We start from the raw sequence: 16,130 nt of genomic DNA, 5'->3' as shown, positions 1-16,130 counted from the left end.
CCACCGGGTTGGTGCCGGTGGCGCCCGGCGCGCCGCCCGCGGGGGCCGTAACCCCGGCGGCCGTGGCGGCGGTGGAGGCCGCGGCGTCCTCCGCCTGGGCGCCTTCCGGCGCGGCTTCGGCCCGTTCGGCGGCCGCCGCTGACTTCGTCGACTCTGAGTCCGTCATGCCGCGAGGGTATTCCGCGGCGACCGCTTTGGGTACCCGGCGGTAACCTTCTTCACCCCCCGCTCACAATGTTGCCAGCGAACGGTGGCACGAACGCGGCGGCCGGGTCACCCGACCGGGTCGGGCGAGCTGTCACCTCCGGCACCCGGGTCCGGCGGGGGCTGCCAGCCGCGCAGGACCGTGGAGAACGCCGCGTCGGTCCAGTCCGACGTGGGTCCCGACATGTACAGGGCGTACTCGGCGCCCGTATCGCCGTCCACGTACATGAGATCCGCGGCCGTACGCGGGCCCGGCACACCCTGGCTCGCGGACTGGTCCCAGGTGAACTTCCAGCGCGCGGCGAGCTTCTGGTCCCGGTAGGTGTCGGGGCCCATCATGATCTTGTGGTAGCCGGGCAGCCCGCCGACCTTGCCGCCCGAGCCCTCCAGGTTCTTGAGGTGGTCGAGCGGGGTCGGGAAGTCGGGCTGCGTGTCGATGCTGATCCGGACGAAGTGCTTGTCGTCGTCCGGGCTGTAGTCGATGGTGCTGCCGCCCTGCACACGCACGTACCCCTTGGGCAGCCAGAGGCTGAACCCCTCGGGCGCTACGACGCGCTTCCAACCCGCGGGCAGGCTCTGGCCCGACGGCCGGCTGCTCCCGCCGCCGTCGCCCTTTCCGCCGCTTCCACCACGTGCACTGCCGGTGCCGTCGGAACCGCGCTGCGTGGGGTCCACCGTCGATCCGCCGGCCTGCCGCGCCCCGCTACCGGAACCAGCGACTCCGTGGCCGCCGCCGTCGCCACTTCCGAACTGCGTGGCTCCGTAGCCGATCCCGCCGCCGACCAGGACCGCCGCGACGACGGACAGTACGACCGTGCGCCGGCGGGACCGCTTGCGGCCGGAACCTCCACCGCGCGACACCCCCCGGGTCGGTGCGTCGCCCGCGGCGGGACCGTAAGGGCCCGGCGCGCCGTACGCCCCTGCCCCGCCCTGGTGCGCGGGGGGCCGAGGCGTCTCCCCCTGCTGGGGGAGGGCCCGGACGTGCGTCCCGTCCTGCGTAAGGGACGCGGACGCGGGCGGGGGCGGTGGCGGCTGCAGGGACGGAGACGCGGCCGGGGAGGAGGAAGGGGACGAGGCCGCTGCGTGGGACCCGTACGACGTGCCGTAGGAAGAGCCATAGGACGAACCGTGGGAGGACCCGTACGACGTGCCGTACCGGGCGTCGGGCGACATGCCGTACTGGGCGTCCGGCGACGCGGCGTACGACGTGTCCCGCACTGTTCTGTCCAAGGTCTTGGGCGCGGTGAACCCGTCGGCCGGGTACGCGCTGGTGTCCGCCCGCCGGCCCGCCGCGACCTCGGTCAGCAGGTGCGCGCTCGCGTCGGCGTCGGGCCGCGCCTCCGGCTCCCGCTGCAACATCGCGACGATCACGGGCCCGAGTTCCCCGCCCCCGGACGGATACGGCGCGTCGTCCACGACCACCGCCTGGAGAGTGGAAAGGGCGCTCTCGCGGTAGTACGGCGAGACGCCCTGGACAGCGGTGTACAGCGTGGCGCCGAGGGACCACAGGTCTGTGCCGGGGCCCGGGGCGCCGCCCCGTACCCGTTCCGGCGCCAGATACTCGACGGAGCCTATGAGTTCGCCCGTCCTGGTCACGGAGGTGTCGCCCTCGACGGCGGCTATGCCGAAGTCCGCGAGGAGCACCTGCCCGTCGCGCGCCAGCATCACATTGGCCGGCTTGACGTCCCGGTGCAGCACCCCTGCCGCGTGCGCGGCCCGCAGGGCGCCGAGCACGCCCAGCCCGATCCTGGCCGCCTCCCGGCCCTCGACCGGACCGGACTCCTTGACCAGGTCGGACAGCGAACGGCCGTCCACGTACTGCATGACGATCCAGGGTCTGCCGTCGTGCTCCAGGACGTCGTGCACGGTGACGACGTTCGGATGGGTGATACGGGCCGCGGCCCGCGCCTCGGTTCTGGTGCGGCCGTGCAGCACCGCACGCTCCGCCTCCGTCGCGTACATGCCGGCCGTCAGTTCCTTGACGGCGACCGTACGGTGCAGCAGTTCGTCCTGCGCCCGCCACACCCGGCCCATCCCGCCGCGGCCTATCGCCTCGGTGAGCCGGTAGCGGGCGGCGAGGAGCATCCCCGCGCCCGTGCTCTGTGAATCGTCCACTTACCCCGCCCTGGTCGTTGCGCCACCACAGGTTACGGAGGATTCCTGACGGTGCGGAACACCGGGACCGCCTGAGACAGCACTGTGACTCCCTGGACTCCCGCGGTCGGCACCGACTGTGGACAGGGCCCTACGGCCCGTCAACACCTCTGTCAGCGCGTGGCCTTGTAGGAGGCCGTCGCCTGCTGGTAGATCTCGCTGACCTCGTCGCGCTGGCTGTCCGGGCCGATGACCTGGACGACGTGGTACCGGCCGCCGAGGATCATGGCGAGGTTCCGCACGTACACCGTACGGCCGTTGCTGTCCTGCCAGGTGTACTGGCCCTCGGCCATGGCCTGTTGGCCCACGTCGATCCTGCGCAGCCCGGACGCGCTCGCCCAGGTCGAGGAGCGGAAGGGCTGGAGTTCGGGTTCCTTGTCGCTCTGGTAGGCGAGCGGATCGGAGCCGTCGGCCGCCACGGTGTCCCGGCCGGGAACGACGATCAGACTGAAGTCGCCGCTCACATAGCGGACCTGGCCGCTGTCGTTCATCGGGCGGCGCTGCCAGTCCTGCCGGACCGCGATCTGGAAGCCCTCGGGGTCCTTGCGGAGTACGTAGCCCTTCGCGAGGTGCGCCCCCGAGCCCGCGGCGACCGTCGGCGCGGTGGAAGCGCCCTCGCCCGCGTTCCCGCTGCCGCCCGTGTTCCCGCTCGCCCTGCCTGACGGCGCGCCGGAGCCGGTGCCGGACGACGGCCCCGACCCGGAGTCCGCCGAACCGGTCGCGGCCGGCGCGGCGGACGAACCCCCCTGGACCTCCCGGACGCTCTGGCCCTTGGTGTCACCGGACTTCGGCAGGAAGAGCATCGCGTAGACGATCGCGCCGACGAGCACCAGCAGGATCACGATCAGCAGCGTACGGCCCAGCGACCGGGGCCTCCGGCCGTTCGCGGACCCCCTGGACGCCTTGGACGCTCTGGCCGCCTTGGATGCTCTGGGTGCCTTGGACGCCTTGGGGCGGCGTCCCGGCCGGCCCGTGCCCTCGTACAGTTCGCCGCTCGCGTGCTCGAAGAGGTCGGCGCTCAGGCCTCGTTCCCCGTAGTCCGACGCGGCGGCGCCCACACTGTCCATACGCTCCGTGCGGTCCATACGCTCCGTGCGGTCCGGAGCGTCGGTGCCCGCGATGTCGCTCGCGCGGCTCTCGCCGCCGTACGGAGCGGCCCCTTCCGGCTCCCCGGCCCAGGACGGGCCGGTACGCGCCGGGCCCGGCCCCGGGGGCAGCGGCAGATCGAGGCCCCGGTCCCGTACGGACGCCGGCTCGGCATACGCGTACGGACCGGCGGCGCTGCCACCGCGGGCGCCCCCGCTGTCCGCGCCGTCCCTCCCGCGCTTGTGCCGGTGCTTGGTCGCGTCCCGGTCCGCGGCCCTGCCCCGGCCCCAGAAGCGCCGCTTGCGGACCAGCTCGCCCTTGCGGCGCTTGATGGGCAGCCTGCCGTCGACCGTCGGCACCGACACCAGGTCCTGGCCCGCGTCGGGCTCGGGCGCGGAGCGTACGAGGGAACGCAGCCAGCCGCGCAGCTCCTCGAAGTCGGGCCGCTCCATCGGGTCCTGACGCAGCAGCGACTCGACGACCGGCCGCAGCGGGCCGCACTCCTCGGCGAACGCGGGCGGCTCCGAGCAGACGAGCTGGACGAGTTCGGCCGCGCTGTCCTCGGGGTACGGCGCGTACCCCTGGACCGCGCGGTAGAGGAGCGCGCCGAGCGCCCACAGGTCGGTGGCGGGTCCGATCGGCGCCGCCAGCTGCCAGTTCTCATGGACGGGCCCGGCCTGCTCGGGCGACCAGCGTTCGGTGACGGCCCCCACGACGGCGATCCTCGCCTGGCGCGCCCGCTCGGCGGCGAGCGGCGTGGCCGGGCCGCCGCCGTAGCCGGGGACGAGGGCCCCGGCGGGAACGTCCTCACCCCACCGGCCGAGAGCGGACGGACCGGCGGCCCCGGGGAGCTCGTTGCGCTCGTTGCGCTCGGGGCGCCGCCACTCCTGCTCGCGCTGTCGCTCCTCGTCGTGGCCGTGGGAGCGCTGGGCGTCGGCGCGGAACGCGTCGGTCCTGCCGCCGTTCGCGGGCGTGAACCCGGCGGGCAGGGCGGGCGTACGGGGGCGCTCGCCGCCCCGGCCGCCGCCTCCGCCCGCGGGCACCTGCCCCGAGGAGTCGTTCCAGGGAGCGGGACCGTCCCGCCAGGTCCCGGCCAGGCGGGCGCGGTAGGGCGACGCCGGGCCCCCGTCGTCGCCGTCGTCGCCGTCCTCCCCGTCGGCCTCGGAGTCGCCGTCGGGGTCGCCGAAGCCGGACGGAGGCAGGCTCCACCACTCGGGTTCCGGGTCCTGGTGCGCGCGGCGCTGCCGCTCCCGCTCTTCGTGTTGCTGGTCCGGCTCCGCCGGCCCCTCCCCCTCGTGCCGCCCCTGGGTCTGCTCGCCCTGAGGCTGAGATCCAGGGCCCTGCTGAGACTCCGGGGGCCGCTGAGGCTCCATGTGCTGTTCGCTGCGCTGCTGTTCCTCCTGGCGCGCGGCGGGCCCCTGCGCGTGCTCCTCCTCGGAGGCGCGCGCGGCGGCCCGCGCGCCCGCGCGGTAGGCGGCGATGGCGCCCGCGCGCGCCGCCCGTACCGCCTCGGAGGCGCTGTTGGCCGAGGGCAGCGCCGGTTGGGCGTTGGGGCCTCCGTACGGCGCGGGGACACCGGGTGTGCTCTGCTGGCGCGGCGGCCTGGGCAGCGCGCCGGACGTACCGGAGGAGGAGCCGTACGGGCTCTCGCCGCCGAACGCGGCGTGCCCCTGCGGAGCGGGCACACCCGCGGTGGACGGACCGTCCGCCCGCTCCGCGCCACCCGGCGCGTACGGCTCCGAGCGCGGCGCTTCGTACGGCCCCGCGTAGGTCTCGTACGGGGCGCGGGGCAGTTCGTAGCCGGGCGCCTGAGGCGGCGCGGGCTCGGCGCGCTCAAGACCCTCACGCTCCGGCCCCTCGTCGGGGTCCTGCTCAAGGGCGGGCGCCCGCCCCTGGTCGCGCCCCGGCGCGGCGGCGGGGTCCGGGACGCCCCGCGGCTCCGGCGCGTCGCCGGGGTACCCGGCTCCGGGAGGCTCGGGGACCGGCGCGTAGCCGCACAGGGCCTCTTCCGCGGCTCCGGCGGCCAGGCCGGTGAGCACCACGCGGCCGTCGTCGCAGACCAGCACCGTACGGACGGTGATGTTCCGGTGGACCCAGCCGTGGCCGTGCAGCACGCGCACGGCGGTGAGCAGATCGGACGCGATCTCGGCCGCCCGGTACGGGCTGAGCGGGCGCTCCGCGATCAGCGCGGCCAGCGGCCTCGCCGCGACCAGTTCACTGACTATCCACAGCGATCCGGCCTCGGCGAACACGTCGAAGACCTGGTCGAGCCGCGGGTGGTCCGGGACCTGCGCCGCGCTCTGCGCCGCCTCGATGGCCCTGCGCACGGCCGGGTCGGCGGGGCCGCGCTGCGCCTGCTGACCGCCGGTCGACGCGTAGGGCACGGCGCTGCCGTCGGGCCCGACCACCTCGGCCTCCACGACCTCCGGCAGCAACACCTGCCGGACGAGGACTTCCTGGCCGCTGTACATGTCGAAGGCCCGTGTCTCGACGACGTCGTAGGCGTCGTCCGGCGGCAACGGCAGGCGATAGCGGTCGGCCAGCACCCGTCCCGCGTAGTCCTCCACCATGCCTCCCCACGGCCCGTCGGCCGGACCCGTTCCTCCGCTTGCACGAGGTCGTCAATTCCGGTCGCATTCCGGCCTCTTGCGACTGCGTACGGTCCGCGGCCTCTTACCATACGTGTTCGCGTGCGAACGCGCCGCCCGTCCCGGCAACAGAATATGGAGGGTTACCTTCCGTAATAGTCGGGGAAGATCCTCTGGCCGAAACCCTCTACATGCTCGGCTTGAACGTGTCGAACGCGGTGTCGCGGAGCGCGGTGCACTCCTTTCCGTTCCATCCACTGGACGGACAACTGATCATTATCGAATAGCCGTGCTTGGAGTCGATGCGGAATCCGCGGTCGAGAACGGTGATCCGCTGCCCGCTCTGCTCCCGCTCGAACTGCCAGTCGGCGACGGTCGGGTAGCCCTTGTAGTCGGCTTTCTTGATGCCGACGAGCTTGTAGTGACTGCTGCTGCCGCGGACGGCGGGCTGCAACTGCGTCCAGGCGACCACGGCGTTCTGCGTGGGGCTGCCGGTGAAATCGACCTGAATGCGCGGGAAGCCGCCGTGCGCGCTGAATATCCCGCCCGAACTCTGCCCGGCCGTGCCCGTCTTGTGGAAACCCTTCGGCATGGCCATGGAGAACCGGAACTGCTTGTCGGACACGGTGGTGAAACCGGCGAGGACCCCCGATCCGCTCGCGCCGCCGCTCGGGGACGCCTTACCGGCGCCGGACCCGGAGGTCCCGGCCGACGCCCGGCTCCCGGACGCCGACGAGGAGGGGGAGGCCGACCGCGTCTTCGCCGTCTGCGGGGCGGCGGCGGAGGAGTCGCCGCCCTTCGCACCGGCCGTGGCGCCCCGTTGAGGCTTGCCCGCGCCCTGGGTCTTGCCGTCGTCCCCTCCGCCGAGCGCGAGGGCGAGCACGACGCCTATCACGATCAGTGCCACCACACCGGCGATGATCACCATGGTCCTGCGCGGGACGACGTCCGAGAGCGGCGCGCGCGGCGGCACGCCACGGGACGACCCCGACGACACCGGCGCCACGCCCCGGGCCGGAGACGCGGCGACGGACGCCATCGCGGCGGTGGGGCGCGTGGCGGATGCGGCCGCCGGCGACCCGGAAGCCTGGGACCCCGCAGTCGGAGATCCGGCGGCCCCGGACCCGGCGGCGCGGGACGCGGCAGTCGGCTTCGCGGCCCGGGCGGCGGCCCACGCTGACTTCGCGGACTTCACCGCCTTCGACGGCCGCACGATCCCCTCGGACTTCGCCTTGGCGAGGGCGGGAGCGGGCGGCGCCTCGGGGAGCGCGACCATGGGGACGGCGCGGGTCGACTCCATGTCGGCGGGGGGTTCGGGCTTCTTCTCCGGCGCGTCGGGCGCGTTGACGACCCGCAGCAGCAGGGCGCGCGTACGGGCGTCGTCGAGGCGCTGTTCGGGGTCCTTCGCGAGCAGGCCGTAGATGACCTCCGTCAGCGGGCCCGCGTGCCGGGGCGGCTCGACGGACTCGGTCATCACGGCGGTGAGGGTCGCGATGGCGGAGCCCTTGTCGTACGGCGGGGTGCCCTCGACCGCCGCGTACAGCAGTCCGCCGAGCGACCAGAGGTCGGCCGCGGGCCCAGGCTTGTGGCCGCGGGCGCGCTCGGGCGAGATGTACGAGGGCGCGCCGACGAGCATGCCGGTCGACGTCACCGACGGGTCGCCCTCGACCTGCGCGATGCCGAAGTCGGTGAGGACGACGCGGCCTTCCTCGGCGATCAGGACGTTCGACGGCTTCACGTCGCGGTGCAGGATGCCCTGGAGGTGGGCCTGGCGCAGCACGTCGAGGACGGCGAGGCCGACCTCGGCGGCGCGGCGCGGCGTGAGCACGCCGTCCTCACGGATGACCTCGGCGAGGGACTTGCCCTCGATGAGCTCCATCACGATCCAGGGCCGGTCGTCCTCGTCCACCACGTCGAAGACGGTGACCGCGCCGCTGTTGCGGATACGGGCGATCGCCTTGGCCTCGCGGAGCGTGCGCGTGATGAGCCGCCGCTTCTCGTCCTCGTCGATGCTGGTGGGGAACCGAAGCTCCTTCACCGCGACCGTACGGCCGAGCATTTCGTCCAGGGCGCGCCAGACGGTGCCCATGCCGCCGCGCCCGAGCACGCCGTTCAGCCGGTAGCGGCCGGCCAGCAGCCGGGCTTCCTGCGTGTCCTGCGCGTCCCGCTCCGGCTTCTTCCCCTCTTCCCGCCGGGATTCGTCCCGTTGGGGTTCGTCCCGTTGGCGGTCCTGCGCCGCGCTCTGCGGCTGCTCAGCCTCCGACATGCGTCCCCTCTGCGATTCCCGTAACGCGCCCTGGCAGAGGCTCCATTGTCCCCCACCCGGCGACCCCGGCTCTCCTCGGGTCGAAGGTAGCGCAGGCGTCCGCTCCCCAGCGCGGGACGGGGGCATGTGCCCGGCGCAACCGCCCCGTGGGCAACCTCAGCCCCCACCATCCCACTTCCCCGCCCCTCGGACGGCCTCAGCGTGCGGACGCCCCTGCCCGCCGCCGATGCCGGCCGGCCCCGGGGCCCCGGCCCCTGTCGTGCCGCCGCGAACCGGCGTCAGAGCGGCACGATCTCCGGGGCGCCGAGGCGCGCCGCGTCTGCCGTCAGGTCGTCGTGCCGGCGCTGCGACTCCCGCTCCCCTGCGCCCCTCTTCTCGTAGTGCCGCACCTCCCGGTCCACCTGGTCGCGGTCCCAGCCGAGAACGGGCGCCATCAGCTCCGCGCACTCCCGCGCGCTCAGCGTCCCCCGGTCGAACGTCTCGATCGATATGCGCGTACGGCGCGTGAGCACGTCGTCCAGGTGGCGCGCGCCCTCGTGCGACGCCGCGTAGACGATCTCCGCGCGCAGGTAGTCGTCGGCAGCGGCGAGCGGCTCGCCGAGCGAGGGGTCCGCCGCGATCAGGTCGAGGAGTTCCTCGGTGAGCGTGCCGTAGCGGTTCAACAGGTGCTCCACACGCGCCACATGGAGCCCGGCCCGCGCGGCGGTCCTGGCGCGCGCGTTCCACAGGGCGTGGTAGCCCTCGGCCCCCAGCAGCGGCACGTCCTCCGTGACGCACGCGGCGACCCGCTGGTCGAGACCGTGCACCGCCTCGTCCACCGCGTCCTTCGCCATCACGCGGTACGTCGTGTACTTGCCGCCCGCGACGACGACCATGCCGGGCACCGGGTGGGCCACGGTGTGCTCGCGCGAGAGCTTGCTCGTCGCGTCGGACTCCCCGGCCAGCAGGGGGCGCAGCCCCGCGTACACGCCCTCGACGTCGTCCCGCGTCAGCGGCACCGCGAGGACCCGGTTGACGTGCTCGAGCAGGTAGTCGATGTCGGCGCTTGACGCCGCCGGGTGGGCCTTGTCCAGGTCCCAGTCGGTGTCCGTGGTGCCGACGATCCAGTGCCGGCCCCACGGGATCACGAACAGGACGGACTTCTCCGTGCGCAGGATCAGGCCCGTCGCCGAGTGGATACGGTCCTTCGGCACCACGAGGTGGATGCCCTTCGAGGCGCGCACGTGGAACTGGCCGCGCTCCGCGATCAGCCCCTGCGTGTCGTCCGTCCACACGCCCGTCGCGTTGACCACCTGCTTCGCCCGGATCTCGTACTCCCCGCCGGCTTCCACGTCCTGCACCCGGGCGCCGACCACCCGCTCGCCCTCCCGCAGGAAGCCGACCACGCGCGCCCCGGCCGCGACATGCGCGCCGTAACTCGCCGCCGTGCGCACCAGCGTGGCCACATAGCGCGCGTCGTCCATCTGCGCGTCGTAGTACTGAAGGGCGCCCACCAGCGCGTCCTTCCTGAGGCACGGCGCGACCCGCAGCGCGTGGCGCCGCGTCAGGTGACGGTGCGCGGGAAGGCCCCTGCCATGGCCGGAGGAGACCGACATCGCGTCGTACATCGCGACGCCCGAGCCCGCGTACAGCCGCTCCCAGCCCTTGTGCTGGAGCGGATAGAGGAACGGGACCGGCTTTACGAGGTGCGGCGCGAGCTTCTGGAGCAGCAGCCCGCGCTCCTTCAGCGCCTCGCGCACCAGCCCGAAGTCCAGCATCTCCAGATAGCGCAGCCCGCCGTGGATGAGCTTGCTCGAGCGGCTCGACGTGCCGGAGGCCCAGTCCCGCGCCTCGACGAGGCCCGTCGCGAGACCGCGCGTCACCGCGTCGAGAGCGGTGCCGGCGCCGACCACGCCCCCACCGACCACCAGCACGTCCAGCTCCCGCTCGGCCATCGCCGCCAGCGCCTGCTCGCGCTCCGCGGGTCCCAGTGTCGCTGTCCTCACCGCTGCCTCCCGACGCTCCGAACCGGTCAACCCCACCTCACGCCTCCGATTCTGTCCGGCCCCGCCCGCTTCGGCCACTGCCGAGGGCGCCGCCTGTGGACAACCGCCGTGCGTGTGGACAACTCCGTCACACTCCCGTGGCCGGGCCCGTCCTGAATCGCCCCCCGCTCCGACCGCCTGCCCCGGCCACGCGCCTCAATGCATCCGGATGAACCCGCCCCCACCTGCGACAACACGCCGACTTGCGAGATCCCGCAATACGACATATCGGTCATATTTACGCCTAGTCTGACAGTGCGCCTGACCGCTGCGTGCGTCGGGGCCGCCGTGCAGCGCGCGTACCAGCGCGGGCGTGCCCGGCCTCCGCCCGCCGCCCGCACCCCGGCAGGCGCCCACAGTCCACTCCGCATCAGGGAAGGACGGCCGCCGCCATGCCCGCAGACCTCGCCGTCGTCGGACTCGGCCACCTCGGCCTGCCGCTCGCACGCGCCGCCGTGTCCGCCGGGATCGCCACCGTCGGATTCGACACCGACCCGCGTCCGGTCGCGCAGCTCACCGCAGGCCACACGCCCGCCGAGGGCGCGCTGACCGCGGCCGAGGCACGCCGCATGCTGTCGGGCGGCTTCCGCCCCACCACGGACCCGGCCGCGCTCGGCCGGGGCCGTACCGCCGTCATCTGCGCGCCCGCGCCACTCGGCGCCGACCGCACGCCCGACCTGTCCGCCGTCGGGGAGGCCGCACGCGCCCTGGCCGCGCGACTGCGCCCGCACACGACGGTGCTGCTGGAGTCACCGGTGGCGCCCGGCACCACCGAGGGCTTCCTGCGGGACCTCCTCGAAGAGGGCTCGGGGCTGCGCGCCGGGCGCGACTTCCACCTCGCGTACTCCCCCGGCCGCCTCGACCCGGGCAGCCGCACCCACGGCATCCCCAACACTCCCAAGGTGATCGGCGGGCTCACCCCGGCCTGCACCGAGTCGGCGGCGGCCTTCTACGGACGCCTCACCGAGAAGGTCGTCCGCGCCCGCGGACCGCGCGAGGCCGAGACGGTCAAGCTGCTGGAAACGAACTTCCGGCACGTGAACATCGCGCTCGTCAACGAGATGGCGATCCTCTGCCACGACCTCGGTGTCGACCTGTGGGACGTCATCCGCTGCGCCGAGACCAAGCCGTTCGGCTTCCAGGCGTTCCGGCCAGGACCCGGCGTCGGCGGCCACGGCGTGCCGATCGACCCCGGCTACCTCCCGCACACCGGCCGCGCACCCGGCCACCCGCACCCGCTGCGCATGGTGGGCCTCGCGCAGGAGATCAACGGCCGCATGCCGCAGTACGTGATTCAGCGCTGCGCCACGCTCCTCAACGAGCACGGCAAATCGGCGCGGGGCGCGCGCGTGCTGCTGCTCGGTGTCACCTACAAGCAGGACCTGGCCGACCAGGAGGCGTCGCCCGCGACCGAGATCGCCGGCCGCCTGATGGACCTCGGCGCGACCGTCAGCTACCACGACCCGTACGTCTCGGAGTGGGGCGTGCGCGGGCTGCCCGTACCCCGGGCGGAGTCGTTGTACGACGCGGCCTCCGACGCCGATCTGACGGTGCTGCTCCAGCACCACCGCACCTACGACCTCCAGGGCCTGGCGGTCAAGGCGCAGTTGCTCCTCGACACCCGGGGCGCGAGCCCTGCGGGGGCGGCGTACCGGCTCTGAGCTCCGCCCGCGACGACGGAACGCCAGGACGGCCGCGGTCCTGGCGTTCCGGCTATTCGGCTATTCGGCTATTCGGCTATTCGGCTGATCCAACTGTTCCGGGCGTCTCGGCCGTCTCGCCTGTTCCGGGCGTCTCGGCCGACTCGCCTGTTCCGGGCGTCCCGGGCGTTCCAGCCGTCCCGTCTGTCCCGCCGGGTGGCCCCTGTCTCAGCGCTTGTGCTGCGAGTCCGCGACCGTGACCTCGACCCGCTGGAACTCCTTGAGCTCGCTGTAGCCGGTGGTCGCCATGGCGCGGCGCAGGGCGCCGAAGAAGTTCATCGAGCCGTCGGGGAAACGGGACGGCCCGGTGAGGACCTCCTCCATGGTGCCGACCATGCCGAGGTCGACGAGCTTGCCGCGCGGCACGTCCTCGTGGACGGCCTCCATGCCCCAGTGGCGGCCCTTGCCCGGCGCGTCCGACGCGCGCGCGAGCGGCGACCCGATCATCACCGAGTCGGCGCCGCAGGCGATGGCCTTCGACAGGTCGCCCGACCAGCCCACACCGCCGTCCGCGATCACGTGCACGTAGCGGCCGCCGGACTCGTCCATGTAGTCGCGGCGGGCCGCGGCCACGTCCGCGACAGCCGTCGCCATCGGGACCTGGATGCCCAGCACGTTGCGGGTGGTGTGCGCGGCGCCGCCGCCGAAACCGACGAGCACACCGGCCGCCCCCGTACGCATCAGGTGCAGCGCCGCCGTGTAGGTGGCGCAGCCGCCGACGATGACCGGCACGTCCAGCTCGTAGATGAACTGCTTCAGGTTGAGCGGCTCGGCCGCGCTCGACACATGCTCGGCGGAGACCGTCGTGCCGCGGATCACGAAGATGTCCACGCCCGCGTCGACCACGGCCTTGGAGAACTGGGCGGTGCGCTGGGGCGAGAGCGCGGCCGCGGTGACCACGCCCGAGTCGCGCACCTCCTTGATGCGCTGCCCGATCAGCTCCTCCTTGATGGGAGCGGCGTAGATCTCCTGGAGGCGGCGGTTGGCCGTGGACTCCTCGAGGTCCGCGATCTCGTCGAGCAGCGGCCGCGGGTCCTCGTACCGGGTCCACAGCCCTTCGAGGTTGAGCACGCCGAGGCCGCCGAACTCACCGATGCGGATCGCGGTCTCCGGGGAGACCACCGAGTCCATCGGTGCGGCGAGGAACGGCAGCTCGAACCGGTAGGCGTCGATCTGCCACGCGATCGAGACCTCCTTGGGGTCCCGCGTGCGCCGGCTGGGGACGACGGCGATGTCGTCGAACGCGTACGCCCTGCGTCCGCGCTTGCCGCGCCCGATCTCGATCTCAGTCACGATGTGGCCTTTCCCTCTACGTCTGCCGCCCCCAAGTATCCCCGAGCGGCTGCTCAGGGCACGGCTCAGGGGCGGGCCCCGTCGCAGGACACCGCCCCTCGCACCGGCGCTTCGCCGCCCGGCCGCTCAGCGGGAGCTGTAGTTGGGCGCTTCCACGGTCATCTGGATGTCGTGCGGGTGGCTCTCCTTGAGACCGGCCGCCGTGATCCGGACGAAGCGGCCCTTGCGCTCCATCTCGTCGACGGACGCGGCTCCCACGTACCCCATCGTCTGGCGCAGGCCGCCGACGAGCTGGTGCAGCACCGCGGAGAGCGGACCCCGGTACGGGACCTGGCCCTCGATGCCCTCGGGGACGAGTTTGTCGTCTGCCGACACGTCGGCCTGGAAGTAGCGGTCCTTCGAGTACGAGCGGCCCTGGCCGCGCGACTGCATCGCGCCGAGCGAGCCCATGCCGCGGTACGACTTGAACTGCTTGCCGTTGATGAACTGGAGCTCGCCGGGCGACTCCTCGCAGCCGGCGAGCAGGCTGCCCAGCATCACGGTGCTGGCACCGGCGGCGAGCGCCTTGCCGATGTCGCCCGAGTACTGGAGGCCGCCGTCACCGATGACCGGCACGCCCGCGTCGAGGCAGACCGTCGCCGCCTCGTAGATCGCCGTGACCTGCGGTACGCCGATTCCGGCGACGACGCGCGTGGTGCAGATGGAACCGGGCCCCACCCCCACCTTCACGCCGTCCACACCGGCGTCGAGCAGCGCCTTCGCGCCGTCGGCCGTCGCGACGTTGCCCCCGATGACGTCCACAGGGACGGTCGACTTGATCTTCGCCATCCAGCTCAGCGCGTTGCTGTTGTGCCCGTGCGACGTGTCCACCACGAGGAAGTCGACACCGGCCTCCACCAGCGCCTGCGCGCGGTCCATCGCCTCCTGGCCCGCACCCACGGCGGCGCCCACGAGCAAACGGCCCTCGGCGTCCTTCGCCGCGTTCGGGTACTGCTCGGCCTTGACGAAGTCCTTGACCGTGATGAGGCCCTTGAGCACGCCCTCGTCGTCGACGAGGGGAAGCTTCTCGATCTTGTGGCGGTGCAGCAGCGCCATCGCGTCGACGCCGGAGATGCCGACCTTGCCCGTGACCAGCGGCATGGGTGTCATGACCTCGCGCACCTGGCGGCGGCGGTCCGACTCGAAGGCCATGTCCCGGTTGGTGACGATGCCGAGCAGCTTGCCGCTCGCGTCCGTCACCGGCACGCCGCTGATGCGGAACTTCGCACACAGCTCGTCGGCCTCGCCGAGCGTCGCGTCCGGGCGCACCGTGATCGGGTCCGTGACCATCCCGGACTCGGACCGCTTGACCAGATCGACCTGGTTGGCCTGGTCGGCGATGGAGAGATTCCGGTGCAGCACGCCCACGCCGCCCTGGCGGGCCATCGAGATCGCCATGCGCGCCTCGGTGACCTTGTCCATGGCCGCCGACAGCAGGGGGATGTTCACCCGGACGTTGCGCGAGACGAGGGACGAGGTGTCCACCTCGTTCGGCAGCACCTCGGAGGCGCCGGGCAGCAGCAGCACGTCGTCGTATGTCAGCCCGAGTGTCGCGAATTTCCCAGGCACTCCGTCGACGTTCGCAGTCATGACACCTTCCCCATATGGCCTTGATCGGTGCGGATGTCCATGCTAACGGCCTTCGAGGGGTGCCTGATTCCGTCTGTGGAAACAGCCGGGAACGGGCCCACCGAACGCCACCACCCCGCTACGGTGAGCGGTTGCCCGCCCGTCGGGCCGGCACGCACCGCGGGTGCGGCTTCCGCGGGTGCGGCTCCTGCGGGTGCGGGCCGGCACGCATCGCCGGTGCGGCTTCCTCGTACGGCGCGGGTACGTTCCCGGTCGCGTCCGCGGCGACCGCGCGCGGTCACTGCTCGGCGAGGGCCCGGAGCCTGCTCAGCGCGCGGTGCTGTGCGACACGTACGGCACCCGGCGACATGCCGAGCACCTGGCCCGTCTCCTCGGCGGTGAGTCCCACCGCGACCCGCAGGACCAGCAGTTCACGCTGCATCTCGGGGAGGTTGGCGAGCAGCTTCTTGGCCCACTCGGCGTCGCTGCTGAGCAGCGCGCGCTCCTCGGGCCCCAGTGAGTCGTCGGGGCGTTCCGGCATCTCGTCGGACGGCACGGCCGTCGAACCGGGATGCCGCATGGCGGCCCGTTGCAGGTCCGCGACCTTGTGTCCCGCGATGGCGAAGACGAATGCCTCGAAGGGCTTGCCCGTGTCGCGGTAGCGCGGCAGGGCCATCAGCACCGCCACGCACACGTCCTGTGCGAGGTCCTCGACGAAGTGGCGGGCATCACCGGGCAGCCTGCTCAGACGCGTACGGCAGTAGCGGAGCGCGAGCGGGTGGACATGCGCCAGCAGGTCGTGCGTCGCCTGCTCGTCGCCATCCACAGCGCGATGGACGAGGGCACCGATCACCGTCGTCTCATCGTCGCGCATCGGTCCATGGTGCCTTGGGGGACTCTGATTCGTGGCACTGCGTCTGTCGTTGTGCACCGAAGCGTTATGAGCAGGTGCGGTGGAACTCATCCCCTGTGCCCTCCCCTCGCGCTCGTCCGGCTCGTTCCCGAGGAACTCCACACAGTCAAGGATGCGCCATCGCGCGGGAAACAGATGCGACGGGCGTACGCCCGGATGCCGCGCCCCGGGGTCCGCCGCGGCCGCGTCGGCACCGCCCGCGGGGAATCCGCTGCTCCGAGGCGCGGACCGGGCCGGGCGGGGTCGTCCCGGGCCGGACGCGGGACTCGGACACGAGGGCCGGCGGAGGGGCGG

Annotated in this window: 8 protein-coding genes; 1 reads left to right on the top strand and 7 read right to left on the bottom strand. The window is 73.1% G+C overall.

The features are described from left to right. Nucleotides 1–273 precede the first annotated feature (273 nt). The 4 genes from LCE31_RS23055 to LCE31_RS23035 all read right to left on the bottom strand — a co-directional run bounded on the left by LCE31_RS23055 (nt 274) and on the right by LCE31_RS23035 (nt 10,283). Nucleotides 274–2,319, bottom strand: coding sequence for a serine/threonine-protein kinase (locus tag LCE31_RS23055; RefSeq protein WP_225017119.1), 2,046 nt, complete (start codon nt 2,317–2,319; stop codon nt 274–276). 152 nt (nt 2,320–2,471) lie between these two features. Further along, on the bottom strand, nt 2,472–6,011 hold the full coding sequence (locus tag LCE31_RS23050; RefSeq protein ID WP_225017121.1) for a protein kinase: 3,540 nt from the start codon (nt 6,009–6,011) through the stop codon (nt 2,472–2,474). 208 nt (nt 6,012–6,219) lie between these two features. Then, nucleotides 6,220–8,298 carry a serine/threonine-protein kinase gene (locus tag LCE31_RS23045; RefSeq protein WP_225017117.1) on the bottom strand — a complete coding sequence of 693 codons (2,079 nt, stop codon included), beginning with the start codon at nt 8,296–8,298 and terminating at the stop codon, nt 6,220–6,222. 278 nt (nt 8,299–8,576) lie between these two features. Then, on the bottom strand, nt 8,577–10,283 hold the full coding sequence (locus tag LCE31_RS23035; RefSeq protein ID WP_225017114.1) for a glycerol-3-phosphate dehydrogenase/oxidase: 1,707 nt from the start codon (nt 10,281–10,283) through the stop codon (nt 8,577–8,579). Between the two features lie 431 nt (nt 10,284–10,714). On the opposite strand from LCE31_RS23035, the gene LCE31_RS23030 reads away from it, so the two are divergent. Continuing rightward, nucleotides 10,715–11,983, top strand: coding sequence for a nucleotide sugar dehydrogenase (locus tag LCE31_RS23030; RefSeq protein ID WP_225017113.1), 1,269 nt, complete (start codon nt 10,715–10,717; stop codon nt 11,981–11,983). A gap of 207 nt (nt 11,984–12,190) precedes the next feature. On the opposite strand, the gene LCE31_RS23025 is transcribed toward LCE31_RS23030, so the two are convergent. The 3 genes from LCE31_RS23025 to LCE31_RS23015 form a co-directional block, all read right to left on the bottom strand. Then, complete coding sequence (locus LCE31_RS23025; protein ID WP_225017111.1) at nt 12,191–13,315, bottom strand: GuaB3 family IMP dehydrogenase-related protein; 1,125 nt, start codon at nt 13,313–13,315, stop codon at nt 12,191–12,193. 126 nt (nt 13,316–13,441) lie between these two features. After that, nucleotides 13,442–14,944 carry an IMP dehydrogenase gene (guaB, locus tag LCE31_RS23020; RefSeq protein ID WP_225017109.1) on the bottom strand — a complete coding sequence of 501 codons (1,503 nt, stop codon included), beginning with the start codon at nt 14,942–14,944 and terminating at the stop codon, nt 13,442–13,444. A 277-nt stretch (nt 14,945–15,221) separates the two neighbouring features. Then, nucleotides 15,222–15,797 (bottom strand): sigma-70 family RNA polymerase sigma factor, encoded by a 576-nt coding sequence (locus LCE31_RS23015; RefSeq protein WP_225017107.1) that lies wholly within the window; start codon nt 15,795–15,797, stop codon nt 15,222–15,224. Between the last annotated feature and the right edge of the window lie 333 nt (nt 15,798–16,130).

Origin of the sequence: Streptomyces sp. 8L (assembly GCF_020176795.1) — a bacterium.
Lineage (GTDB): Bacteria > Actinomycetota > Actinomycetes > Streptomycetales > Streptomycetaceae > Streptomyces.
Note: the sequence above shows the minus strand (reverse complement) of the source record. Positions and strands in the feature narration are given on the sequence as shown.